At 53.4% G+C, this 23,708-nt stretch carries 18 protein-coding genes; all 18 read right to left on the minus strand.

Features of this window, described 5'->3' with window-relative positions:
- Positions 1–2,040 (minus strand): DUF1420 family protein (locus tag HN413_12705; protein MBT3391257.1); only part of this gene is annotated, 2,040 nt, incomplete at its 3' end.
- Between the two features lie 81 nt (positions 2,041–2,121).
- Positions 2,122–5,751 (minus strand): glycosyltransferase, encoded by a 3,630-nt coding sequence (locus tag HN413_12710; GenBank protein ID MBT3391258.1) that lies wholly within the window; start codon positions 5,749–5,751, stop codon positions 2,122–2,124.
- A gap of 16 nt (positions 5,752–5,767) precedes the next feature.
- Positions 5,768–6,310 carry a hypothetical protein gene (locus HN413_12715; GenBank protein ID MBT3391259.1) on the minus strand — a complete coding sequence of 181 codons (543 nt, stop codon included), beginning with the start codon at positions 6,308–6,310 and terminating at the stop codon, positions 5,768–5,770.
- A complete protein-coding gene (locus HN413_12720) occupies positions 6,307–6,633 on the minus strand; it encodes a winged helix-turn-helix transcriptional regulator (GenBank protein MBT3391260.1) in 327 nt (108 codons plus the stop codon). Before HN413_12720 ends, HN413_12715 begins: the two co-directional genes overlap by 4 nt.
- Positions 6,634–6,769: 136 nt before the next feature.
- Positions 6,770–7,576, minus strand: coding sequence for a glycosyltransferase (locus HN413_12725; GenBank protein MBT3391261.1), 807 nt, complete (start codon positions 7,574–7,576; stop codon positions 6,770–6,772).
- A complete protein-coding gene (locus HN413_12730) occupies positions 7,549–9,471 on the minus strand; it encodes a glycosyltransferase (protein ID MBT3391262.1) in 1,923 nt (640 codons plus the stop codon). Before HN413_12730 ends, HN413_12725 begins: the two co-directional genes overlap by 28 nt.
- Before the next feature lie 57 nt (positions 9,472–9,528).
- Positions 9,529–11,043, minus strand: coding sequence for a hypothetical protein (locus HN413_12735; GenBank protein ID MBT3391263.1), 1,515 nt, complete (start codon positions 11,041–11,043; stop codon positions 9,529–9,531).
- Positions 11,044–11,063: 20 nt separating this feature from the next.
- Positions 11,064–11,894, minus strand: a complete 831-nt coding sequence (locus tag HN413_12740; GenBank protein ID MBT3391264.1) for a DUF115 domain-containing protein — start codon at positions 11,892–11,894, stop codon at positions 11,064–11,066.
- A gap of 91 nt (positions 11,895–11,985) precedes the next feature.
- Positions 11,986–12,768 (minus strand): SDR family oxidoreductase, encoded by a 783-nt coding sequence (locus HN413_12745; GenBank protein ID MBT3391265.1) that lies wholly within the window; start codon positions 12,766–12,768, stop codon positions 11,986–11,988.
- Positions 12,769–12,863: 95 nt separating this feature from the next.
- On the minus strand, positions 12,864–13,826 hold the full coding sequence (locus HN413_12750; protein MBT3391266.1) for a phosphoglycerate dehydrogenase: 963 nt from the start codon (positions 13,824–13,826) through the stop codon (positions 12,864–12,866).
- A gap of 27 nt (positions 13,827–13,853) precedes the next feature.
- Entirely contained in the window at positions 13,854–14,525 is a 672-nt protein-coding gene (locus HN413_12755) for an acylneuraminate cytidylyltransferase family protein (protein MBT3391267.1), read from the minus strand.
- Between the two features lie 15 nt (positions 14,526–14,540).
- Positions 14,541–15,491, minus strand: a complete 951-nt coding sequence (locus HN413_12760) for a glycosyltransferase family 2 protein (protein MBT3391268.1) — start codon at positions 15,489–15,491, stop codon at positions 14,541–14,543.
- The gene (locus HN413_12765; protein MBT3391269.1) at positions 15,481–16,350 is read right to left on the minus strand and encodes a hypothetical protein; all 870 of its coding nucleotides are present in this window, start codon (positions 16,348–16,350) and stop codon (positions 15,481–15,483) included. The genes HN413_12760 and HN413_12765 overlap by 11 nt, the downstream gene beginning before the upstream one ends.
- An 87-nt stretch (positions 16,351–16,437) precedes the next feature.
- Positions 16,438–18,054, minus strand: coding sequence for a hypothetical protein (locus HN413_12770; protein MBT3391270.1), 1,617 nt, complete (start codon positions 18,052–18,054; stop codon positions 16,438–16,440).
- A gap of 80 nt (positions 18,055–18,134) precedes the next feature.
- Entirely contained in the window at positions 18,135–20,021 is a 1,887-nt protein-coding gene (locus tag HN413_12775; GenBank protein ID MBT3391271.1) for a TIM barrel protein, read from the minus strand.
- Between the two features lie 102 nt (positions 20,022–20,123).
- The gene (locus tag HN413_12780; protein ID MBT3391272.1) at positions 20,124–20,867 is read right to left on the minus strand and encodes an acylneuraminate cytidylyltransferase family protein; all 744 of its coding nucleotides are present in this window, start codon (positions 20,865–20,867) and stop codon (positions 20,124–20,126) included.
- A gap of 1 nt (position 20,868) precedes the next feature.
- On the minus strand, positions 20,869–21,690 hold the full coding sequence (locus tag HN413_12785; protein ID MBT3391273.1) for an SDR family oxidoreductase: 822 nt from the start codon (positions 21,688–21,690) through the stop codon (positions 20,869–20,871).
- 77 nt (positions 21,691–21,767) lie between these two features.
- On the minus strand, positions 21,768–23,486 hold the full coding sequence (locus tag HN413_12790) for a bifunctional sulfate adenylyltransferase/adenylylsulfate kinase (protein ID MBT3391274.1): 1,719 nt from the start codon (positions 23,484–23,486) through the stop codon (positions 21,768–21,770).
- Positions 23,487–23,708 lie beyond the last annotated feature (222 nt).

Consider the following 23,708-nt stretch of genomic DNA (forward strand, 5'->3'; position numbering starts at 1 on the left):
GTGCAGCAGCACGAAAGCCTCTTTTGAAAAGAGCGGTCCGTAGATGGCAGAATCGGTATACAGGCGCAGTTCATTGCCCACGGAGAATACTTTGAACTGACCGAGCGCGTCGAGATATTCAAAGGCTCCATAAACCGGAAGAATGCGCTCTACAAATTCTTCCTGCGTTTCCGTGTCCAACCAGATTCCAACCGGGTAGCGTTCGGGAATTTCCCACCAGCGCGCAGTGAAGGCCAGCCGCGTGGAGATGAGGTAGAGCATCCCCAGTGCAAAAAACGCAAATATAGCAAACCGGAGTGGTTTATTTTTATCACGAATGACGCGAATAGGCGAATGACGCGAATTGATTTTAAAACTTATTCGCGCCATTCGCTCATTCGCGCTATTCGCGTTATAAAATGCGAAGCCGGAAACTATTTTTTTAATATTCAACGCTGCCAACGCGCTTAACAGCGGAAACAACGGCATCAGATAACGCACGCTGCCACCGTAGGCAAAGATCATCACAAGAGCAGCGATAAAAGCTAAAAATAACCCCCTGTGTTTGCGCCAATCGTACAACCACGGGAAACTAAGCAAGGGCAGCGCGCCCAGCAGCGCGCCCGGTGCTTCGTGGTAATAACGATACGAATCGGTAATACCTGCCCAGGGGAAGGCGAACATGCGCCAGACAATGCCGCCCGTGGGCTGGATTCGAAAGAAAGGCGCCGCGAACCAATCCGGGCTGTGGAAGATTTGGTTATAGTTGGGAAAGATGGGGTTGCCCGTCCAGATGAAATCACGCAGTAGCCAGGGAAGCCATAATAACACCATTGGTAACAACAGGCGCGAAAAAAACTTAACGCCAAGACGCGAAGAGATTTTAGAAAAAAAACTTTGCGTTCCTGGCGTCTTTTGCGCCTTTGCGTTAAAAACCAAAAACCAAAAGGGCAGCAGCAAGAAAAAGGCGTTCAACTTCGTCCCCAGCGCCAGGCCGGAAAAAATACCCATCAGGAATAACCAGCGATCATCGAGTGATTCTCGCCAATGCAAAAAAATTTGTACCGCGGCGGTAACGAAAACGGCGACGAAAATATCCGTGTAGGCTGTAGCGGATTCAATCCCGATGATAGGCAAAGAGTAGAGCAGCAACGCCGCTATCAAGCCGGTGGCGTGACCCCCAAGCCGCCTGCCGATTGAATAGGTCTGCGCGGCGAGTAGCAACCCGGCGCTGAAGTTGAGCAAAGTCGGCAAGGGCTGAGTGCCGATGCCGAGTGCCAGGGTGTAAAGCATTTCCCCATAGTGCGCGGAATAGGTCTGGAAGGATTCGGGGAGTTCGAGCATCCGCCCGGCAGCGAGATAGCGCAGCGGCACGGCGAGGTGGTAACTGAGGGCATCATAGCGCACGGCAGGGGCCAATGACCACAGAAAACTGCCCGCAGCGAAAATGACGAGAAGGAAGAGATGCAGCGAATTAACGGGATTGGGATGTACCACAAAGGAGCACAAAGAATGTTTAAAAGTCTTCCTTCGTGTCTCAGTATCTTGGTGGTAAGAAAAGGCTCCCCATATACTTAGAACAACCAGCAATGCGTAAAACACCCAGCGCTGATAGATGCCGCTTACGCCCAGGAACAGAGTCAGCGCCATAAGTACGCCCCAGCCCAGAGCCAGGGAAAGCACATCCCCTTCGCAGGCAGGCCAATCAGCGCGGGGCGCGATCCGCTTCAGAAGTTGCTTTCCCAGTCGCCAACTCAGCCAAAGAATCCAGCATAGCAAAAGCAGGCTGAGGGCAGTTTTCGGGGTGCGGGCGGCGACAAAAATCAGCCCGCCAATCATGCCCCAGGCGAGTAGAGACAAAGCGCGTCCAGCGTTCAATAGATACAGAACACCCGCGCCCAGAAATACCAGTAGATAAACCAGACCTATGGCAACATCATTCTCGTAAGCCACAAAAGGGGCGCGGGGACGCAAAAACACCAGCCCGGCAACGACGATACTCAACAACAGGCTGAAAATTGGTCCCGCAATCCTAATCCAGTATCGTAAATTTCTAAGCATTATCAGGATTCAAACGCAAATCCGCAAAGGCGCAGAGTCGTGGAAAATATATAAAAACCTTTGCGTCTCCGCGTCTTTGCGTTAGAACTTTTGCTTGATCGCCTCCACCAATGGGCGCGCGGCTTCCCCCCAATCGGCGGCATCGATGAAAGCTCTTACCTGCTCATCTTCACGGATGGCGTTTTTCATCGCCAGAGCCTTGTCGAGGGCAACAGCAAACTGTTCAGGTGTGGTCGCTGTGAATACGCCAGGCCAGTCCTTAAGTTCTTTCAGCGGCGTGGCAACCACGGGAATGCCCATCGCCAGATATTCAAGCACCTTTAGCGGACGCACGGCGTGAGTCAGTTCGTTTAGGCGAAAGGGCAAGATGCCGACATCGAAGCGAACCACCTGCGCAGGAATTTTTTCATAGGCGACAGGGCCACGGTGGGTTATATTCGGCAAGGCTGTCAACGTATTAAGCCTAACCGAGGCTGGGCCAATCAAACGAAATTGATACTCAGGGCGCTGACGGGCAACTTCGGCCAGTAAATCGAAATCGAACCATTCAGCAATCGCCCCGTGGAATCCGATGACCGGCGCTGAGTTTGACGTTTTTTGGGTGGGCATAAAATGCGCTAAATCCACACCGTTGGGAATCAGCAGAGCGTCCGGGCGTTGTTCGCGGATACGGTGATATAGCACCCTGGAGGAAGTAACCACCAGATCGGCTTCGGCAAGTAATTTCTGATGATAGTCCACCGCCCGAAAACCCGGAGGTAATTTTTGTACGCGGTCAGATTCGGCGTGGATACTGATGTCGTCCAGCACATCGTAAATCACGAAGGGTTGATCGTATTCAGCCAGTTGCGGATAGTGATGGGGGTAATAGATAATCACCGCCGCGCCGCGCAAGCACACTTCATCATCAGGGCCAAGAATATGTAGCAGAGGGTGCGGGCTGTCACCGCGTCGCGCCCAATCGCCCCAAAAGGTTTCGATGCCCGCGTTTGCCAACTGCGTGGCAAGATGATGCGGACGTTGTTTAATGCCATCCCAGGGAATACCCGGCGCAGGCGGAAAATAAACTGTGGGTAAACGCGGAGCGGGTTCTGTCAGCGTGGAGAGATTGCGGCGCAGCAGCTTCAGCCATTGCGACTGCCAGCGTTCCAGCGAGAACGCTTGTGCTACTTCGCGGCCGCGCGCGCCGAATTGGGCGCGCATCTCCGGGTTATCGAGCAAATGCCGCAAAGCCCCAACCAGGGCCAGGGCGCTCGGATTAATCAGAAGACCATTATAGCCATTGATAACCAAATTCGGCAAACCACCCACATCCGTAGCAACAACAGCATTACCCGCGGCCAGCGCTTCGAGGCACGAAAGTGATGTCCCTTCGCTGTGAATGGTCGGAATCAGGGTGATGTGCGCCTGCTGATAGACAGCGGGCATTTCTTCGGGCGGCAGCGCACCCCAACGCACGCGCCCCGGGTATTGATCCAGCCACTTTTCAATTTGCTCCACTTCGAGCGCGTCCGCCTGCCCAACAAAATAGAATTCCGCTTTGGGGTAGGCATCCAAAATTTCGGACAAAATCTCGGCTACGAGCCAGAAACCGCGCGGACGATACAGGCGGCGAGGGTAGAGGATAGTGATACCCTCACCCCCTCTCCTGAAATTGGGAGAGGGGGGCATAAACACATCCACATCCACAAAATTGGGCACATATACAAACTTCTCCGCCAAACTAGCCAGATTGGCTCGCGCCCAGTTGATCGTATTCGTATCCACCGAAACAATCGTATCCAAATGGCGACAGGCGCTCAACACCGTCTGCATGGCAGGCAGATTGGCCTGATAATCCGCGTAATCCCAAAATACGCCGTGACTGATACCCAGCGATGCCCCCGCTACAGGAACCGCCAACGAAAAGGGCGAAAAAATCGTCAGCGCGGCGGCATGGGGCAGGCGGGCAAACTCTTCGGGCAGGCGGGCCGCATCGCCGCCCACATCCAGGCCCGTAACACGCAAATCGCGGTAATAGCGCACCCAATAGCCATTGCCACACTGAACAAGCTCGGGCGTATAACCCATCTCACGGATCAGGCCCGCCAATTCCAGAACATAGCGCTCGGCGCCACCCGAATACATCACGTTACCGTCGAAATCAAAAAACGTATACGTGAGAATAACCACACGCTGCTCCGGCGGCACATCAGGATGCCCAAGCTGCACAGGCTGCTGATAAGAGACTTCCGAATCAATGACTACAGGAAAAACCTGTTTGCGGAAACGATGCCGGACACGCTTAAGTATGGGGAGTAGTCTCAACTTGATGAGAATTCTGCGCCCCAAAGCATGGAGTTTCGCGCGCCACCCCGGCGTGAGAGGCGGACGAAGAGCATCCAAATGCGCCCGAAGATGCGCAATCTCCAAATTCATACTCACAAGTACCCCTGTGTGGTCGTGCTCCATCTGGCGAATCAGGCCGGTATAGTCAAAAACCTGCTGGTGTTCGAGTTCTTTGAGCTTTTCAAGCAGCGCGGCTTCGCGCTGCGATTCTAGTGCGCTCAATTTTTCGGCAGCGGCGGCATCCTTGCGGCGTTCAAGCTCATCCAGGTGAGCGACAAGCCGTTCTGCGCTGTGCTGCTCAAACTGGAGCGTCGCTTCAGCCTGTCGGTTTTCAAGTTCATCAATTTTTCTGGCCAGATCCGATGCGCTTCGGCGCTCAGTTTCCTGAATTTTCTGCGCCAGTTCTGCCGCACTATTTTGCTCCATCGCCTGAACGCGTTCCAGCAAGGTCTGGGCATGATCCTGTTCCACGCGCTGGAGTTGGACACGCAGTATTTCAATTTGGGTCAAAAATTCGGCGCGCTGCGTCTCTGTGGCGCGGCGGACTTCAATTAGCAAGGCCAACGCGTCGGCCAGGGCCGCGGCCAGAGATTCGGCTTCATGGGATGTGGGATGCAACTCTGAAATTGCGTCCCATCTGCTCGCGGGCGCGGGCGAGTCGTCCACTGCTCCCAGGCCTGCCACAAGATAACAAGTCTGCTCTGGGGGCATAATCCCGGCCCGATGAATATCAATCAGCAGTGTTTTGAGTTCAGGATCAACTCCATCTACCCCATCGATGAAACTTTCCGTCCAGCTTGCGCCGAGATACGCGCGGCCAAGGTAGTTCAGTCTGGCAGACTGAAAAGCGCGGCTCAAATCATGGACAGGGATCTCTTTGCCAAACGGCCACAAATTCTGGCTGCTCTTGTGGGCGCGCCACAACCAATACCAGTAATTTTGCGCATTGGGAACGAGCGCCAACACATATTTGCGGCTGCGGCTGGACATGGCGTGCAATAAAGCGGCCTGCTGCTCAAAATCGTAATGCTCCAGTACACCAGCGTTGAAAACCAGATCATATTCCGCTATGCCGGATTGGAAAGCATCTTCGAGAATGAATTCGGCGTGCAGGCCAACGCGCTCGAAATTTTCTCGCGCACGCGCCAGTGCTTCGGATGAAAAATCCAGCAGGGTGACGTCATACCCTTGCTGCGCCAGCACCAGGCTTTGTTCACCGGCTCCACAACCCGCTTCGAGCACGCGCCCACCATCGGGGAGCAGTTCGCTCACCAGGGTGGCAAACTCCGCGCGAAACTGGCGCGTATGCTCGTCTTCGGCAGCCGCATCGGGCAGCGAGGCGTAGTAATCATCCCATTTTTGGCGTTCGGTATTCGAATTCACGTTGATTTTTGCGCGCTCACTCGTCCGTGGTCAACTTCGTACGAAATTCTTCAAACTCATCCAATCGACCTTCATCCTGTGACCAGCGGCGAACTTCGTCAAAATCAAAATTTTGCTTTTGCGCCACCCAAATTGCCTGATGCAAGCACTGCCGATCTCCCCAGAAATAAAATGCAGCCAACCGATCTTTTATACAATCGGTTGGGGAAAGAATACGAAGAACACCCGTTGAATAGTGAATTTCGTTGATTTGCCCGACAGGTTCTTCACCTATCGTCAGCGGCCCAGGAGGAAATTCGACAAAAAACTTGGTCCCTGGGTGCGTAAAATGTCGGCCTTCTTCTTGAAAACCAATCCTCATCATAACTGAAGCAATCTTCTGATGCCGGACAGTCCGCGTATTTATCATATCCAGGTCCAGGGAAACATAGCGATTCTGGCTATAAATTGAGACGACTGCCCCGCCGGAAAGAACAACATCGATCCCTTTGGTTTTCAAATGAGATTGTACAAAAGCCCCCAACTCCCCTTGCGACATTTCGCTAATCGATTTTGTCATGGTTTTCCCCGACGGCGCGGTCTGCGTCTGTTAAGTAGCAATTGCTCGCGCTCTTCTGCTGCATAGAATGAAAGCGCTTTTTCTAGCAGCGACTTAAGCTCATTTAGAAATGGGTATCGGGGGTTAAACTCGTAGAGCCGTGTACGCCCCACCATACGGCTTACCAAGACCCCGCCGGTTTCCAGTTTGTCCAATTGTTTTTGAACACCGTATAGACTCGTATCGAAAAAGCGCGCAATTTCCCTGGCGTATCCCGTTTGACGAGCAACCAGGAAAATCAGAACGCGCTCACTATTCTCAGACCCAAGTAAAGACTCTATCACCAAAGACCACCTTTTTAGGTCGTATGACCAATTTAGATGGTCATTATAACAGAAAGCACATTAACCACAAAGACACAAAGGCACAAAGTTTTTTCCTTCGCGTCTTTGTGTCTTTGTGGTTCGTTTGTATTAAACCCTAAAAATCTCTGAGGTCTTTAGGGGCTAATTTTCGTCTGCGCCGCCAATTAATCAGCGGAGCCAGCGCACGGCGGGCATAATAACGCAGGTAAATCCATGAGAGCCAATTGCCCCCGTCGCGGCGATGGATGCGCAGCATTTCAGGCCAGCAGCGCTCGTCAGCGGCGATAGTTTTTGCATCGTCGTGCAGGCGGAAGTTGGCCCAGACGCGCCCCGGCAAATAACGGATTTCGGACACAGCGGCCAGGCGCACCCACAGGTCGTAGTCCATCGCAAAGTAAAAACTCTCATCGAGGGGGCCGACCTGTCGCCATAAATCCCCACGCCAAAAAGCAGCTTGCTGCGGCACATACACCCCCCCGCGGCGCAGACGTTCCAGGCTGGTTTGTTGGGCGTTGAATTGGCCAATGATATTGCCCTGTGCGTCGATGAAATTTGCATCGCCGTATACCAGCCCAATGGTGGGGTTTTGTATCAGAAATTCCACCGCGGTGGCGATAGCGCCGGGGTTATAGGTATCATCCGAATTAAGGTAGGCTAAAATTTTGCCCCGGGCGCGGGCAAAGCCTTTGTTGATCGCCGCGGTCTGCCCCGCATCGGGTTCTGAGACCCACCAGGCCAGCCGGTTGGCGTAGCGGTTAATGATCTCGACGCTGCCATCCGTCGAGCCGCCATCCACAACAATATATTCGATGTTGGGGTAGTCCTGTTCCAGCACCGAGCGAAGCGTGGCTTCGAGATATTGTGCCTGATTGAAGGAGGGAGTGACAATCGAAACTAACGGCTGCCGGTCCATTGTTGCCATTCGTCATCGGAATAGAAAATTTCTGCCACATCAGCCGTCAACTCGTACACACGGGCAATTTCTTCATCGGCCAGGCGGTGCTTCCAGTTGAGCAGGTTAGCGCGGCTGTCGAGTTGTGTAGAAAATTCGCGTTGTTCAGGCTGTTCTTTCGGGTTGCTCCTATGCGTGGATTGCGTGATTTTTCGACGCACCCAGGGGGTAAAGGCCAACCCCAGAGCCGCGTACATATCTTGGTAGCCATCCACCGGGTGTAGTGAAATATCTTCGTGGCGAATCACCACAAATTCCGGGTGTGTTGTGCGGTACTGCTCCACCACGCTATACACCATTCGCCACAATAAACTCCCCTGGCCGACAATATCTTCCGGATAAGGCAGCATGGCTTCCATCTCCGGGCGAAACTCGCCCAAATGGTCGCGCATCAGCAAGGGTTGATCGAGGATATTCTGAAAGTCAAAGGTCCAGCCCAGACGCTTGAGGCTGCTGACAAAGGCGACCGGATGGCGCACGACGATGACGATTTTTGCGCCCAGGCGGCGGGAGAACCACGGAGATGAGAATACCGCAAAGGGGTCTTTGAGCAGCGGACGAGCATCGGTGAGGTTCCCCTTGATAAAGCGGTACATATCCCGGAGCATTCTGCCAATATCTTTAATTGTGCGAATCGAGAAAATTTCGGTGCTGATATGGTAGCGATACCCCAGAGTTTCGCGCAGGGCAGGCAGGAAAAATTGTTCGTTTTCATCGCAGATATATTGATACCAATGCGCCACGGGGGTGCGCATGACACCGGGACGGTGCCACAGATTGAGCGGTTCGCTGAGATAAATGACATCGCGGCTGGCAGCGATCATTTTGCCCACCCAGGTTGTGCCAGAGCGATGCACCCCAGTAATCACAATTGGTGCATTATTGGCGGCGATATTCAAGCCCGGCCAATTTCGCAAACGCAGATCATCCCCCACCTCAGGCCGAAAATGGGTCATCAGCGAGTAATACCAATCAGCAGCGCCGCTCCAGCCGATCAGGCTAAGCAGGGCATAGATCATGCGGTGCCAGTAGAACTTGAGCAAACTGGGATCGCGAATAGTGGCGCGCCAGTAGTCGCGCAAGGCCGGGCCGGGCAACCCGCCTTCGAGCAAATAACGCCCGCTGATATTATACGCCCCACCCCAGATGCGCCGTTTGAGCTTTTTCATACGCCCGGTGAGAGTCGCTTGCTCCTGCATCCAATCCAGCACACGGAAGACTTCCTGGCTGAACTCGGCTGCGCGGGCGACATTCTTCGCGTCGCGGTGATGGCGCGCTCCCGCCCAAATTGAATCGACGTGCTGCGCCCCGGCCAAGTTGGTGATGCGCAGCCAGAGATGATGATCGAGCAGGTAGTGATACGATTGATCCAGAAAACCAACTTTTTCAAGGGTATCGCGGCGCATGAAGACCGCCGGTTGGCAAATGATGTTGTAACACATCAAATCTTCCATGCCCCAATCGTCAAAGGTCTGGTTGTGGAGCGGGTAGCCATTGGCATCCATCGAGATGGCGTTGCCGAAGACCATGCCCACATCAGGGTGCGCCTGGAGCGCTTCTACGGCTTCGGAAATGGCATCGGGGAAGTAAATATCATCAGAGTTGAGCCAGGCAACAATTTCGCCGCGAGCACGTTTGAGGCCTTTGTTGATGGCATCGGCCTGACCGCTATCGGGTTCAGAAACCCACCAGGCCAACTGATCGGCATATTTTTCGATGATTTCCACACTGCCGTCATTGGAGCCGCCATCCACAACAATATATTCAATATTGGGATAATCTTGCGCCAGCACCGAACGGATGGTGTCTTCCAGGAATTGAGCCTGGTTATACGATGGGGTTACTACGGATACAAGTGGTTTCATGGGGTAGGAAGTAGGGAATAGGGAGCAAAACGATACTTCCTATTCCCTACTTCTGACTCACTTTCTTAGATCAAAAATTATGTAGCTGTCATTTTCGACAACGACAGTGTAATTGTTATACATTAATTCCGATAAGCGCGCATCGGCGTGGAATTCGCCAACTTTGGTGATGACAAAATAATCATACTTGGGGATCATATCGTACTGCGCTTGTACGACTTTTTCTTCGGGCGTTCCGGCCAGGACGCGCATATTGATATCGCCCTGACTGAGCCAGGGATCGTTGGGCACCCAGCCAAAGAAATACAAAGCCTGCCCATAGGCCTGGCTCATCGATAGAACATCCGAGTCGGGGGAAATCCACTCGCCGAGTTCTTGCCAAAATGCGGCATCACCGCGGTAGTCATCGCGCGCCAGGTTCACACGCACATCCCAGGCTTTGAAAGACGCCCCGACGAGCAGCACAATCATCACCACGATCCGCACCCAGATGCCGCGTTCCACTTCAGCAATACGCCCCAAAATTTCGGAGGCCAAAACGGTCAGCGAGGCGGCAATGATAAATATCAGGGGCAATTGATAATAATCGTGTGTCAGCGTGTGGTAGGCAAAAGTCATGCTATATGCGGCATAACCCAGCCACATTCCGGCTAACAAACCGCGCTTGCCCTTATCTTTCAGTAGCAACAGGCCAACCAGCGCGGCCAACAGCGTGCCAAATCCGCAGATATTGGTCGCCATTTCTTGCCAACGGATATAAAACGCCGGGTCGCGCAACAGATCGGGAAAGAACCGATATGCAAATTGCTGCTGTAAATATCCATCAATCCACATGCCATGAATATAAAAGGCAATCATCGGCAATACGGCCAACGTTCCGAGCGTCCACACCTGTCGATCACGCAAGGCTTTACGCAATCCCAGACCGAACAAAACCAATCCCACCAACGCGCTGCCTACGAAGAACACCGCCACAGTCTTAATATACAGCGATAAACCCGCCAGCAAACCAGCCAGGAGCGCGCTATTCATCGTCCGCAGGCGATACCAGCGCGCCGACGCCCACACAGCCCAGGCGATGGAGGCCACCATCAAGGGGTCGGGCTGAAAAGCGCGCGAGGCGTAAATACTATATGGCAGGAAAAGCAAGTAGAACAAGGCTATCACGCCGCCATCAAAGGTGCCTAATTCGCGCCCCAGCAGCAACACCGCAATACCCGCGGAAACCCAAAACAGAGCAGACAACAGGCGCGGAATCCACAAATGCTCGCCCCCGGTCAGATGGTAGCCCCATACCGAGAGCCGCTCCAAAATTGGCGGCTCAATCAGAGCTTCGGCTTCCATCACGGCGAGGGCGCGCTCGCGCTGCCATTCGGGGGCTTCATCCAAATCAGCATAATACATGCCGCGGGCAATGATCGCCGAACGCAACTGGCGCGTAGCCTGAAAGTCAAAGGGCGGGTCGGTGAGATCATAGAAGCGGATACCCAGACCCAACACAATGCCCAAAAACACAATCAGCCATAGTATCCAACGGGGTTGAAAAAATAATCGGTTTTTAGAGTCCATCATTCATAATTTTCGCGTAAGATTTACTGAAACAACTCATCGTAGTTGACTTTAGAGAAGATGGTCAACTGCCCCCCAATGGTAGCATCCAGCACGCGGCGACCAGCGGACTCGAAGGCGTGGCGCGCCATGCGATAGGCCTGCTCGGAGGTATCCAGGTCGGGCAACTGCCACCGGAAGCCCTTGCCGAAATAGCGCGGGTCAAAGTGATTGGGGTCATCGCCGCCAGAGACCACGGTAGTATTCGGCTGGCCTTTGCTGGCGAAACTATGATCCACGCCGATAAGAATGACTTCGTCGAAGCCCATATGATAGGCCAGTTGCAGACAAGCATAAGTCACGGTAGCGCCTTCCCAGAGGCGGCCACGCGCATCCTGGGCGAACTTGGGGCCAGTGTAAGTGGTGTGCAAAAAGGTGGAGAGTGGGGAGTGGGGAGTGGGGAGCGAAGAGAAGAAACGACGCGAACGCCACGAGAAGAAGCGCGGCACATCGAGATTAATAAAATCTTCGGCGCATTGCTCGTTGACCAAATCATTCACTGAAACTAAAAAACTCGTCGAAAAGCCCCATTCGGGGAATGCTAAATAAATTCGATTCATCCCAAAGGTGAATTCGTCTTTCAGCTTCGAGACATCGGTCTGCTTGAGGCTGGGGCCGTTGCCAATGATAAAACAACGTTCACCTTTGTAGGCATCTTTAAGCGCGGCCAGCTGGCGGATGCTCTCCCTGCGCCAGGGATGCAATGTCGCTAACGGCCATTGAGCGACGCGTTTAAGCGCGTAACGGGCTTCGCTGATGGGCTGCCAGAGGGCGGGGGGAAATAGATTCTTGATGGTTTGGCGAATATTTGTCATAGTGTTGAAGGTTGAAGGTTGAAGATTGAAGGTTGAAGGTTGAGGTTACAGGTCAACTTTCAACCCTCAACCTGTAACTTTCAACGGTTCTTTATTCTGTGCTGAGTCGCGCTGTCGCGCCCCCATCCACGATCAGCGCCTGACCAGTCATAAAGGAAGATTGCGTATTATCGGCCAAAAAGTAGATTGCCTGGGCAATTTCTTCGGGGGTGCCAACCTTCCCGCTGACAGTTTTGCGGGCCAGATTTTCCAAACGCTGCTGCACCGAGCCGTCCCCGGCATGATCACGGTTCATCCCGGCGCGCAGCATGGGCGTATCCACTGCACCGGGTAAAATCGCATTCACACGAATATTCTGTGGGGCGAATTCAATCGCCATCGCCCGCGTCAGGGCCAACAATCCGCCCTTGCTGGCGGCATAGGCCGAAATATCTTTGGAAGTCGCCACGGCATGAACAGATGAAACATTCACCACCGCCCCGCCACCCTGACTAACGAGCAACGGGTGGGCTAATTTGGCGCTCAAGAACACCGAGCGCAAATTGGAGGCCATCACTGCGTCCCACTCTTCGACACTGGTTTCAAGCAACGGCTTGGTGATCTGGTAAGCGGCGTTGTTAATCAACGCTGCCAAAGTTTGGGTAAATTGCTGCGCCTGCTTAAAAATTGCTTCCAGCGCGGCGGGATCCGAAATATCAGCCTTGATGAATAAGCCGTTTGTGGGGAACTCTGGGCCAAAATCCGAGCGATCCACGCCAATCACGCGCCAACCTTTTTCGGTAAACAAGGCCACGGTCGCACGGCCAATGCCGCCCGCCGCGCCGGTGATCAACATGCATTTGGGTTTGGAAACTGGAGATTGAAGATTATTCATTTTATCCAACTTTTACCACAAAGACACGAAGAACAGCTTTTTGTTTTTCTTTGTGCCTTCGTGTCTTCGTGATTATTTCGTTTTGAGTTATAGGACTACGTCCACTTGTTAAAATCATCCGTCGGAATATCCAATCCATCCAGCAAATTTTTGATCGTGTTCCAGTGGACGCGCTCCCAGGCCGCGGGGCTGGAATTGGAATTATGCGGAGCTAGCATGACGTTGTCCATGTGGAGCAACGGACTCGACCCCGGGAGGGGTTCGTACTCAAAAACATCCAGCGCAACCCCGGCGATAGATCCGTTCTCGATGGCCTGCACCAAAGCGGATTCATCCACAATCGGGCCGCGCGCCGAATTAATCAGCACAGCTTCGGGTTTCATCATGGCAAATGTTTCAGCATTCATCAGATGAACGCTGGTCGGATTGAGATCACAGTTCACGCTAACAAAATCGGCACGGTCGAGCAAATCTTCAAGCGAAGTCATTTCCAGACGTTGCTCACGGACAAAATCCGGCTCAATCTGACGAATATCATTACCCAGCAACTCCATCCCGAAGGCGCTCGCCCGCCGAATGACAGCCTTGCCGATGTTGCCCACGCCGATCACCCCCAGCGTACACTCGCTCAACGAACGTCCGGGGATTTTCTCCCACTGGCCTGTTTTCATAGCGTGGTCCATCCACGGCTGGCGGCGGGCAAAAGCCAAAATATAGCCCATGACCGTATCCGCCACGGGTAGAGTAAATGCATTGGGGGTGTTGCCAATCTTAATCCCCAGCCGAGCGCAGGCAGCCTGATCAATCGAGTCGATGCCCGTCCCCCATTTGGAAATGACCTTCAACCGCGGCACACACGCCTCGAGTACGCGCGGCGTGTAGCGGTCATCACCACAAATCGTGCCATCAAACCGACCAGCATATTCGAGCAGGTCATCTTCATCCAGGCGCTCTTCCACCTCGGGGACGATCAACGTCAGGCCGTACTTTTCCAGCACTGGGCCGAAGCGGTCGAGGAAAAGAATCATATAGGGGGCGGTAAAAAGAATAGTTGGCATAAGCGTTTACCTTAATTACGAACACATTCAAACGTCCAAACGTTTCCTCATCAAAAAATCCACAATCTCAAAATCAAGCTCTTCGTCAATATCCCAGGCTTCGGCAGCGTCAATCTCGAACATCAGCGGACGTTCGCCAAGGCGGTTGCGGCGCGTTTTCAGTATGTCTGCGGTAAAAATATACATACAAGAATTCTCTTCATATACCGGTGGCAAATCCTGGGTTCGCAGCAGCATCGCCGGGTTATGATTGACTGCCCGGCCTAGCTGATCCCACAAACGCGTGTGCAAGCGTGTAACTGAAAAAAGCGAATCGCAGGTTGGATATTGTCCTAACAACATCTCGATCGCGTGCGTAACCGTTTCAGCGCGCAGCAAGGGATTGGTGCTATGCGTTTGCAGATAAAAATCAGCGACGACTTGCGATATATCATAGGCCAGGATTTCATTCATCGGGATCGTATCGGCGCGTAGATGTTCTGGACGTTCTATCACGCGCACTGTGGGAAAGTTTTCCCGCAGACCATCTTGCACTTTCGAGCTATCGGTGTTAACTACAACCTCGTCAATTTGTGGCACACTCAATAGCTTTTCGATAATGTGATGAAAAAGCGGCTTCCCCGCCAGGGAGCGAAAATTTTTCCCCGGCACGCGCTGGGAACAATGCCGCATGGGGACAAGAGCGACAATTTTGGTCATAGCGTGATTATACCCTCACTCCTCATACTCAATCGGTTGGATGCGGCGCGGGGCGGGCGTTTTTTCATCCAGAATACCCGGCGGATAGTAAAAGGCACGGTGCATCCGGGCATCTACTCTACCTGAATAACGATAACCGCGATACGTACCCCAATATTGGTACAGGCGAAACCAGAGAATGCTGCGCCAATGCCGGGCAAGCACTCGTTCTCGGCGGGCTTGCAACAAATCCGAAAACGTGCTGCCCAGCCACAAACGGACGAAGTTCCACAGGCTAAACTGGCTATGCGGCAAAATCTGTTTCATAGCGATGGCCTCGCGGCGGTAGCGATTATAGACAGTTGCGGGTTGCTCATCGTGCAAATGAATCACCTCGGCCTCGGCCAAATACGCAATCGCGTGCCCCTGCTGGCTGGCCCAACTGCTCCAGGCCAAATCTTCAAGGCCGGTTAAATCTTCATTATAAGGATGCTGATCCCACAGCGAGCGTCGGATAGCGGCGTTAGCATTATGTGAATACGGATGTCCCTGCCGCGGCTGCGACGTATCGGGGAAATATTTACGAAAAAATTGATACTCTGAATAATGATTCGTTTCGCCGCCGCGCTGTTTGCCGTAGCTCACCGCAACGTCGTCATCGGCAAAAGGCTCCAGCAGCCGCTCCAACCAGTCGGGGTAGACCGGGTAGCAATGCGCGCTGGTGATCACAATCAACTCTCCGCTCGCCGCCCGAATACCTGTATTCAATGAACGTCCAAAGGTAAATTCTTCGGGCCTAATCTCAACGATCTTCACTGGATAGCGCGAAGCAATTGCCACGGTATCATCGGACGAACCTGAATCGACCAGAATGATCTCGACATCCTCAAGCGTCTGTTGGGTGATTCCTGTCAACAGGCGGCCAATGTGTTTTTCTTCGTTATAGGCTCGAATCACCAACGAGCAACGCAGTTTGCTACCAGTCATTATTTTGCTCATAGCCTAGCCGAATCAACAAATCACCCGCTACTTCTTTGAAAAGCAATCTATGCGCTTCGCTAAACGATTCGCGCCATTTGCCAATTTTTCCGCTGCGAAAAGTGGGAGATTTTTGCGGGTCAATGGCGGATTCTAACGCCCGAAGGGCTTCCTGCTCTCTAACCAGAATGTTCAGCCCGCGGCTCCGGGCGTGGTTCAGCACCCGCAGCAGAGTCTTTTCTCGATGGCTAATGAAATCCTCATAGAGCAATGTCAACACCTCGGGACGGTCGAACCACCCCAAATAAGGTTCAAAGCGTCCATGAATATCCGGGAAAGGCACAGCCAAATCGGGCCGCCCTAGAATACTTGTCCGCAAACGCTCATCAAAATCTTTCAGCGAATCCCGATAATGGGCATGATGCACGTGATTCGGCTCCATCTCGGTGACATAATGCACATGCGAGACTACCACGTCGCGCGGGTCACGCAAAATAAAGAACGCCGCCACACCGGGTGCGGTCAGATGCGCTGCAACTTCGGGCAAGGCGTGCAGATGCCCATAAGCCACATCGCCGGGGCGCAAACGGCACAAATCGCGCAGAATATCGACTGTTGGGCGCGGCTGACCAGTCAGGCCATCAAAAGTGACGATGGCAGGCAAACCGCTCTCCACCGCCGGGCTGATTTGGGTCAAACCCTGCAAAACTTGTGTCAGCAAATGCGTGCCGCTCTTGGGAAACGAGTTGGCAAACAGAATCGGCGTGCCAGTCAATGAGCCGTGCTGAAGCGTAGCCACAGTGCGACGCGCCTGACGGCGGACAAATTTTAGGGAAATTTTAGCTTTAGTGATAATTTTCATCGGCATTTTTTTAACGCGAGGACGCTAAGATGCAAAATCGCATAGAAAAATATAAATAGAAACTTTGCGGCCTAGCCCCCTTGCGTCTTTGCGTTAATTCTCTAACTGGAAAGGTTGATTATCGAGAATGCCATCCACAATAACGCGTAAGGTAAACGAATTTTCGGGGCGCAAGTCATTCGCGCTGAAGGGTTTGAGTTGTACATAGCCGGGGGTAGGGTGCGCGGTGAGATAGCGGTCAAACGACAACGAGACGCGATAAAGCTGATAATATAAGAATCGTCGGGCATTTTGTTTGAATTCCACAGGAATATCGATTTCGTCCGCAACGAGCCATTTTACGGCGGTTTGGTGATATTCTTCGGGCGTTTGCGGCAAATGCACGGTGGGGTATTGCGTGTAACGCGCTTGGCCGCCGCACAGCACCGGACACTCAAAGAGCGTGGCTTCCAAACCGATGGACGAGTTATACACCATCACGAATTTAGCACGCCGGATCAGATCATACGAGCTAATATATTCCTGCGCGTCAATGAAAATCACGTTGGGCAGGCTGTCTACGCCGCGCTCGGCCAGCCAATCGCTGACGGCTTCGCGGGTACCCTTGCGTGTACCGGGGCGTTTTTCATCAGGATGGGCGCGAACAACGAAAAGAGTCTCCGGGTTTTGGCGAATAACGTCGATGATGCTTTCCAACCAGGCGAACATATGCTCAAAAACCGTGTTGGCGTGAATTTGGCTGGTATCGAAAATGACGTTGGTAAACACCGGCACAATTTGCTTGAAGTTGGCAGCGTGTGCCACAAATTCTTCGTCCAGGCCGCTCATTTCAGGCCAGAAACGAATGCCCGCCATCGTAAATTCGCCCTTGAAACGGCGGCTTAGCCAAGCATCAAGCTGTTCATTCTGCACCGGGGAGAGTTCAAACTCGTTGGGAATGTCAATCGGGTAGGCGGTCGCGTCGCCGTCGGTGAAGAAAGCCGAGAAGGGCTGAAAGCTGACTTCGTGGGTGATGGTGCGCAGGCCGTGTTGGCGCGCCACCCAGCGAGCGGTCGCTTCGGGGAATTGCAGCCCGTTGAAAATCACGACTGTATCGGGTTTGTGATGCGTCAGGAAACAACCAAATTCTTCAGCGACGCGGTAAGCCGAGAGAATATATTGGCGCAGTTGATGGCGCGTCGGCTCATCGTTGGGGAGGGTGTGGCGGCGCAAAGCCCAGCGGAGGGAGGGTAAGGTTAGCTGGCCTAAGGGGATGGGAGTTGGCAGGTTGACAGGTTGAAAGTTGAAGATTGAGAGTTCTTCGATGTTGAGAGAGTTGAGTTGGGATTCGAGCGCGGGGTTGGGTTGGTATTCAAAGAAGTGGGCGGGGGTTGGGCCGATGAGTTTCTGCGATTGGGCGATGCAACTGGCGCAGGGCGGCGCGGCGGTATGATCGTCGGGGTTGGTACCGAGGACGCAGCGCGTCATTCCGGCGCGACAGACAAAGTGGATGACTTCGGCTCCGGCGAGTTGCACGCTCCAGGCGGTGAGCTGGGTGAAGGCGGCGTTGAGGCTGATGCCCCCCAGGCGTGAGGAGGCATTGAAAAAGGCAACCAACCCGCGGGCCGGGTCCGCTGGCGCTTGTTGAGCAATCTTACGCCCGAGGCGCGCAAGCTGCCTATCGGCCTGAATCCGCAAATGGGCGTTGTGTATCCGTTTTATAATATCCAAGGGGAATCTTTACCGCAGATGAACGCAGATAAACGCTGATTTTATTTTTTTATCTGCGTTCATCTGTGTTTATCTGCGGTTCATTTCTGCACAGCTTTGAAGTAAGCTTCGGAAAGGCGGTTGATGGCAACAAAAAAGCCTTCGCCGCCGCGTTGATGGCCACGCCAGATTTCGGGGATCATGGTGCCATGATAATCTTTGATAATTTTGAAGAAGCGCACCCAGTCGATATTCCCCTGCCCAATTTGCAGGCCCTCCCCATCCAGGCCGGAAGCGTCGGAGAGATGCAGGTGCGAGACGTAGGGCAGGATGACTTCGACCTGCTCGTAAAAATCGACATCGGCCCAATTACAGTAGAGTTTATGATGCGAGGTGTCGTAGCAGGTCATCAGGCCCATTGAATCGAGAAAATCACGAATTTCATAAGTATCCATGAAAGCGTTGGTGAGCCACTGGCCGCCAAAATACCAGGGATGTGGGGGCAGGTTTTCGATGAGCAGTTCCACATCGTTGTAGTCAAGTTCTTCTACCGAGCGGCGCAAATTATCGTAAAGCCCCTTGCGGTCAGCGATGGGCTGGTCGAGGCTGGCCGCGCCGGGATGAACAACGACTTTGGGCGTGCCGACAAAATGTTGAGCCATATCACGGGTGACGTTGATGCCGCGCTGCAAAATATGCACGGATGCCTTGCGCTGATCTTCGTCGAAGGTACACAAATCTACCAGATGATTCTCCCAAAATTCCGGAGCATGGACGACCAATTGCATGTCGAGATCATCGCCGGGGTAGGCTACGTCGAGGTCTTTATCGGTGAAATGGAACTCGAGCAACGGAGGTTGATATTGCAACATGGAACGAAAATCGTTGAAACGCACCACGAAACCCCATTTCATCGGCAGGGTGTGTTCGATGTCGAGGGTGATACGGCGGCCCAAATCCACGGGCAAGAAGGGATCATCTTCTTCAATAGTGCGCTCGGCGACGCGCCCGATGAGTTCAGTATAACGCTGTGGCGAGAGCCCCTGCCCGGGGCCTTTGACCGTGACCATTTTTCGGGTGATCTCTTCGCCCGACTCGATGTTGCGAGTCGCCACAAGGCTTTTTGCCAAAACTTCGCGATTGAGAATTTCGCCCATCGTGAAGTATTTTTCCTTGCCGCTGCCCATCGCTTCCATGACTTGATGAATATCGCGTACCATCTTTTTGAAACCGTGCGGCTCCAGGCTGGAGGCATGATCGGGACCGTCCATCGTGCGGTCGAGGGTAATATGCCGCTCGATGATGCAGGCGCCCAGCGCGGCAGCCACTGTCGAGACAGATATGCCGCGCTCGTGGCCAGAATAGCCAACGGGAACACCGTACTCGCGCAAGCGATCCATAAAACTCAAATTGATGTCAGCAAACGCAGCTGGATAGGCGCTGTTGCAGTGTAATAGGGCGAATTCGGCATTATGCTCTTTGAGAAAATTAACCGTGGTATCAACCTCTTCCATGCGCGACATGCCAGTAGAGACAATCAGCGGTTTACCCTTGCCAATCAAGTAATCAATCAAGGGCAGGTTGATCATATCGGCAGAAGCCACCTTATAGGCGGGTACGCCCAACGATTCCACAAAGTCGGCGGAATCATCATCGAAGGCCGAACACATGAAAGTGATGCCCTTTTTCTCGCAGTAAGCCATAATCCTATGATAATCGCTGTCCGTGAGTTCCACACGCTGCAAAATCGGCAGCAGGTAGTTGAGGTTTTTCTCGCCGACGTTGGCATTATCCAGGTATTTTTTGGGATAGAGTTTCTTGAGATTACGCTTCTGGAATTTAACGACATCCGCGCCCGCGTCGATTGAGGCATCAATCAACTCAAAGGCATATTCGAGAATACCGTTGTGGTTTACGCCGATCTCAGCAATGATAAAGGGGGGCTGTCCGTCGCCAACCAGACAGTCGCCAATTTTAATTTCGGGCATGGGGTTTACTCCGGGGAATATTTTTCACCACAAAGACGCTAAGACACGAAGAAACAAACCGACAAACTTTGTGCCTTCGTGCCTTTGTGGTGAAATCTTCTTTTATAGGTCAAAACCTAAATCGTCTAACGTGATTTCCCCACTTTCAATCAAACGCTCTGCTCGTCGCCAATCATCGGGCGAGTCAATATCAATCCATTCACTAGGATCAATAATCAAGGGCAGAATATAATCGCCGGTCATCGAGTTTTTGGTCAAAATTGTGTCGGCCCAGGCCGCATCCACATAGCCGGTCTGCCAGTAGATTTCGGGCAGGGCTTGACGAGGCTGATTATATGGCTCGTTCTTCACGCCCAAATTGCTGCCGATGGGCTGCATCAGGCCATCGGGGCCGATGCGCCACATTTTGAAGGGATTTTGGAAGGGGATACAGACCGTGCGCGCCGCATCGGCATCGGGACGCTCAACGAGCCGCAGCACAGCCTGGTCAATATGCCAGACGCGGCGGAAAGGGGAGGTGGGGCGCAGTTGGACGACGATATCGGGATGATAATCTTCGTACTCGGCGAGCCATTCCAGCGCATGAACGAAAACCGGCAAATCCGGGGTGTTATCTAGCGCATGGGCCTGGGGCCGTACAAAAGGGGTCTCGGCCCCATAGCGACGCGAAATCTCGGCGATTTCGGCATCATCCGTGGAGACGATGACGCGCGTCACGGTTTCGGCAGCCAAACCCGCCGCAATACTATACGCAATCAGCGGATACCCGGCAAAGTCAATTACATTTTTGCGGGGGATCGATTTTGATCCCCCGCGAGCGGGGATGAGGGCGAGAACTTCGGTCATATCACCACGCGGTCCAGCCGCCATCGACGATGAGATTGGCGCCGGTCATGTGTTTGGATGCGTCAGATGCGAGAAAGAGCAGCGCACCGTTCATTTCGTCTTTTTCAGCCATGCGGCCTTGAATGGAGCGCGCCGCGTATTTCTGCGTGAATTCGTCATCGTGATCGTTGAAAACGCCGCCGGGCGTGAGGGTGTTAACACGGAGATTCTTCCCCGCGTAGTAGGCGGCCAAGTATTTGGTCAGACCGATGACGCCGGATTTGGTGACAGTGTAATACACGGGCTTGTAGGCGGACGGCTGTCCTTCTCGCTGGTACAAACGCTGGTCAGGCGGCACAACGCCATACATCGAGGCGATGTTGATGATTGTGCCGCAGCCTTGCTCGAGCATGGGCTTGACAGCAGCCTGACAGGCCAGGAACATGCCGGTTAGGTTGACATCGAGGGCTTGCTTCCAAAGTTCAAGGGGATAATCTTCGAAAGCTCCAGAATGCGCGCTTTTGGCTTCAGGGTCAAACTTGGGGTCGAGGGCGGCGCTGTTGACAAGGATGTCGAGGGAGCCGAAGGCGCTCAGGGCTGAATCTACGGTTTGTTGAACAGAATCAGCACGGGTCACGTCCGTGCGCACGGCCTGGGCGGTGAACCCGCTTTGGATGATGGATGCGGCCACTTTTTGCGCGGCCTTTTCATCCAAATCCGAAACGATCACTGACGCGCCCGCTTCGGCCAGCGTGCGGCAGAATTCGGTTCCCAGTAATCCCGCCCCGCCGGTGACGATGGCTACGCGGTTATCCAGTCGAAAAAGTTCAGGCAAATGAGTCATTTTGCAAAAGGTGACAGGCACTTTGTTCACTAACTTCGTTCGGAATGCTCCACGAAAGTGCCTGTCGCCTGGAAGACTTACTGAAGGAAACCCTGTTCTGTGAGATATTCGACGATGGCGCGGGCGTTTTCTTCGGGGGTAGTTTCAACGGTGTTAAGTACGATTTCGGCGTTGAGCGGCTCTTCGTAGGGGTCGTCAATGCCCGTGAAGCCTTTGATTTCGCCGCGGCGAGCTTTGGCGTAAAGGCCCTTGATGTCGCGCTGCTCACAAACTTCGAGCGGGGTATTGACGAAAATCTCCACAAAACGCTCTTCGCCCGACATCTTGCGGGCTTCGCTGCGGGTGTTGCGATAGGGACTGATCGCAGCACAGATGACGGTTCCGTTGTGGCGGGCAATTTCACCGGCCACAAAACCGATGCGCATAATATTCGTGTCGCGGTCTTCTTTGCTGAAGCCGAGGCCCTTCGAGAGATGCGTGCGGACAACATCACCATCGAGGACGGTGGCCTGACGGCCGTGCTCCATCAGCATGGGGATGAGGGCGCTGGCAATCGTAGATTTGCCGCAGCCAGAAAGGCCGGTGAACCAAATGGTAAGGCCCAGCTTGCTCTTAGGCGGGTGAACTTCGGCGAGAATTTCGGCGGTTTCTTTGCGGGTGAACCATTCGGGCAGCAGTTTGCCTTTGGCAAGGTAGTCTTCACGTACCTGCGTGCCGGAGATTGAACTCACATTAGCGCCTTCAGGCACATTGTCCATAGTGACATATTCTTCCTGGTCGGGCAAATACACCATCATCTGGAAGGGCACCATCTTGACGCCGATTTCTTCCTCATATTGCTTCATCATATCCTGAGCTTCATACGGCCCGTAGAAAGGTTTTCCGGTACTGTCATTACCGGGGCCAGCGTGGTCGCGACCGACAATGAAGTGATTTGCGCCGTAGTTGCGGCGAATAATCGCATGCCAGACGGCTTCACGCGGGCCAGCCATCCGCATGGCCAGGGGTAACAAACTAAGAACCGTGGCATTTTTGTCGTAATAATTTTCAGCCAGAGCTTTATAGACACGCACGCGGGTGAAGTGATCAACATCGCCAGGCTTGGTCAGGCCAACCACCGGATGGATCAACAAGCTGCCGCCGATTTCCTGAGCGGCCAGTTTGGTCAATTCCTCATGGACGCGGTGCATGGGGTTGCGCGTTTGAAAAGCAACCACGTTCTTTTGCCCCATTCCTTCAAGCAGGGTGCGCGTCTGCGCCGGGGTGCGGCGAATATCCTGGAAGTCGTAATAGGTAGGCAGGTTGATGACTTTCAACTCGCCGGAGATGCACAGATCGCCCCAACGTTCCATTTCGCTGACCAGGGGGTGGCGATGGTCGGTGCTCCCGAGCACGAGGCGTGCCTCCCGTTGAGGATCCCAGGTAAAAACTTCATCCACGCGCATCGCCGCGATGAGGTAGTTGCGTGAATCTCGTAAGGCAACCCACTCCGAGCGAGTCGGCAGGTCTTCTTTCTTGACCGTGAGGGTGATCGGCAGCGGGAAGAGGGTGCCATCGGCCAGGCGCATTTCGGTGAGCACGCGTTGATAATCGGCGCTGCCCATGAAGCGATCCAGGGGCGAAAAACCACCCACAGCCAATAACTCCAGATCGTGCAGGGCGCGGTCTGAGAGTTGAATATCCGGATAATGGTTCGCTGCGGCGCTTACCGCTTCGCGTTCAGCTTCGGAAACCAGCAGGTTCACAAGCTTTCCACCAAAGGGCGGAATTAAAGTTTCAGTTTTTTTCGTAGTCATTCAAAATTCTCCATTTCAACTTACATCACTCCCAAAAATAGGGGGGATGGTGGACAGAGCGCACCATCCCCCCTATTTTTTGATATTTCATCCAAAGCAAACGCCGACCTGAAGCCGGCGAAGCGAAAATGATAACATGGAATATTAAATGGCGCTTGTATTTTTTAGCTAGTGCAACGCCTTTTCGCCCACCACTAATACGGAAACTGCTACCTGGTTGAG

It is taken from the genome of Chloroflexota bacterium (genome assembly GCA_018648225.1).
Lineage (GTDB): Bacteria > Chloroflexota > Anaerolineae > Anaerolineales > UBA11858 > NIOZ-UU35.

Coding starts and splice junctions, on each gene's coding strand:
- HN413_12715 (MBT3391259.1), bottom strand. CDS start 6,310: ATGACAAAATCGATTAGCGAAATGTCGCAAGGGGAGTTGGGGGCTTTT.
- HN413_12725 (MBT3391261.1), bottom strand. CDS start 7,576: ATGGCAACAATGGACCGGCAGCCGTTAGTTTCGATTGTCACTCCCTCC.
- HN413_12730 (MBT3391262.1), bottom strand. CDS start 9,471: ATGAAACCACTTGTATCCGTAGTAACCCCATCGTATAACCAGGCTCAA.
- HN413_12735 (MBT3391263.1), bottom strand. CDS start 11,043: ATGATGGACTCTAAAAACCGATTATTTTTTCAACCCCGTTGGATACTA.
- HN413_12740 (MBT3391264.1), bottom strand. CDS start 11,894: ATGACAAATATTCGCCAAACCATCAAGAATCTATTTCCCCCCGCCCTC.
- HN413_12745 (MBT3391265.1), bottom strand. CDS start 12,768: ATGAATAATCTTCAATCTCCAGTTTCCAAACCCAAATGCATGTTGATC.
- HN413_12750 (MBT3391266.1), bottom strand. CDS start 13,826: ATGCCAACTATTCTTTTTACCGCCCCCTATATGATTCTTTTCCTCGAC.
- HN413_12755 (MBT3391267.1), bottom strand. CDS start 14,525: ATGACCAAAATTGTCGCTCTTGTCCCCATGCGGCATTGTTCCCAGCGC.
- HN413_12760 (MBT3391268.1), bottom strand. CDS start 15,491: ATGACTGGTAGCAAACTGCGTTGCTCGTTGGTGATTCGAGCCTATAAC.
- HN413_12765 (MBT3391269.1), bottom strand. CDS start 16,350: ATGCCGATGAAAATTATCACTAAAGCTAAAATTTCCCTAAAATTTGTC.
- HN413_12775 (MBT3391271.1), bottom strand. CDS start 20,021: ATGCCCGAAATTAAAATTGGCGACTGTCTGGTTGGCGACGGACAGCCC.
- HN413_12780 (MBT3391272.1), bottom strand. CDS start 20,867: ATGACCGAAGTTCTCGCCCTCATCCCCGCTCGCGGGGGATCAAAATCG.
- HN413_12785 (MBT3391273.1), bottom strand. CDS start 21,690: ATGACTCATTTGCCTGAACTTTTTCGACTGGATAACCGCGTAGCCATC.
- HN413_12790 (MBT3391274.1), bottom strand. CDS start 23,486: ATGACTACGAAAAAAACTGAAACTTTAATTCCGCCCTTTGGTGGAAAG.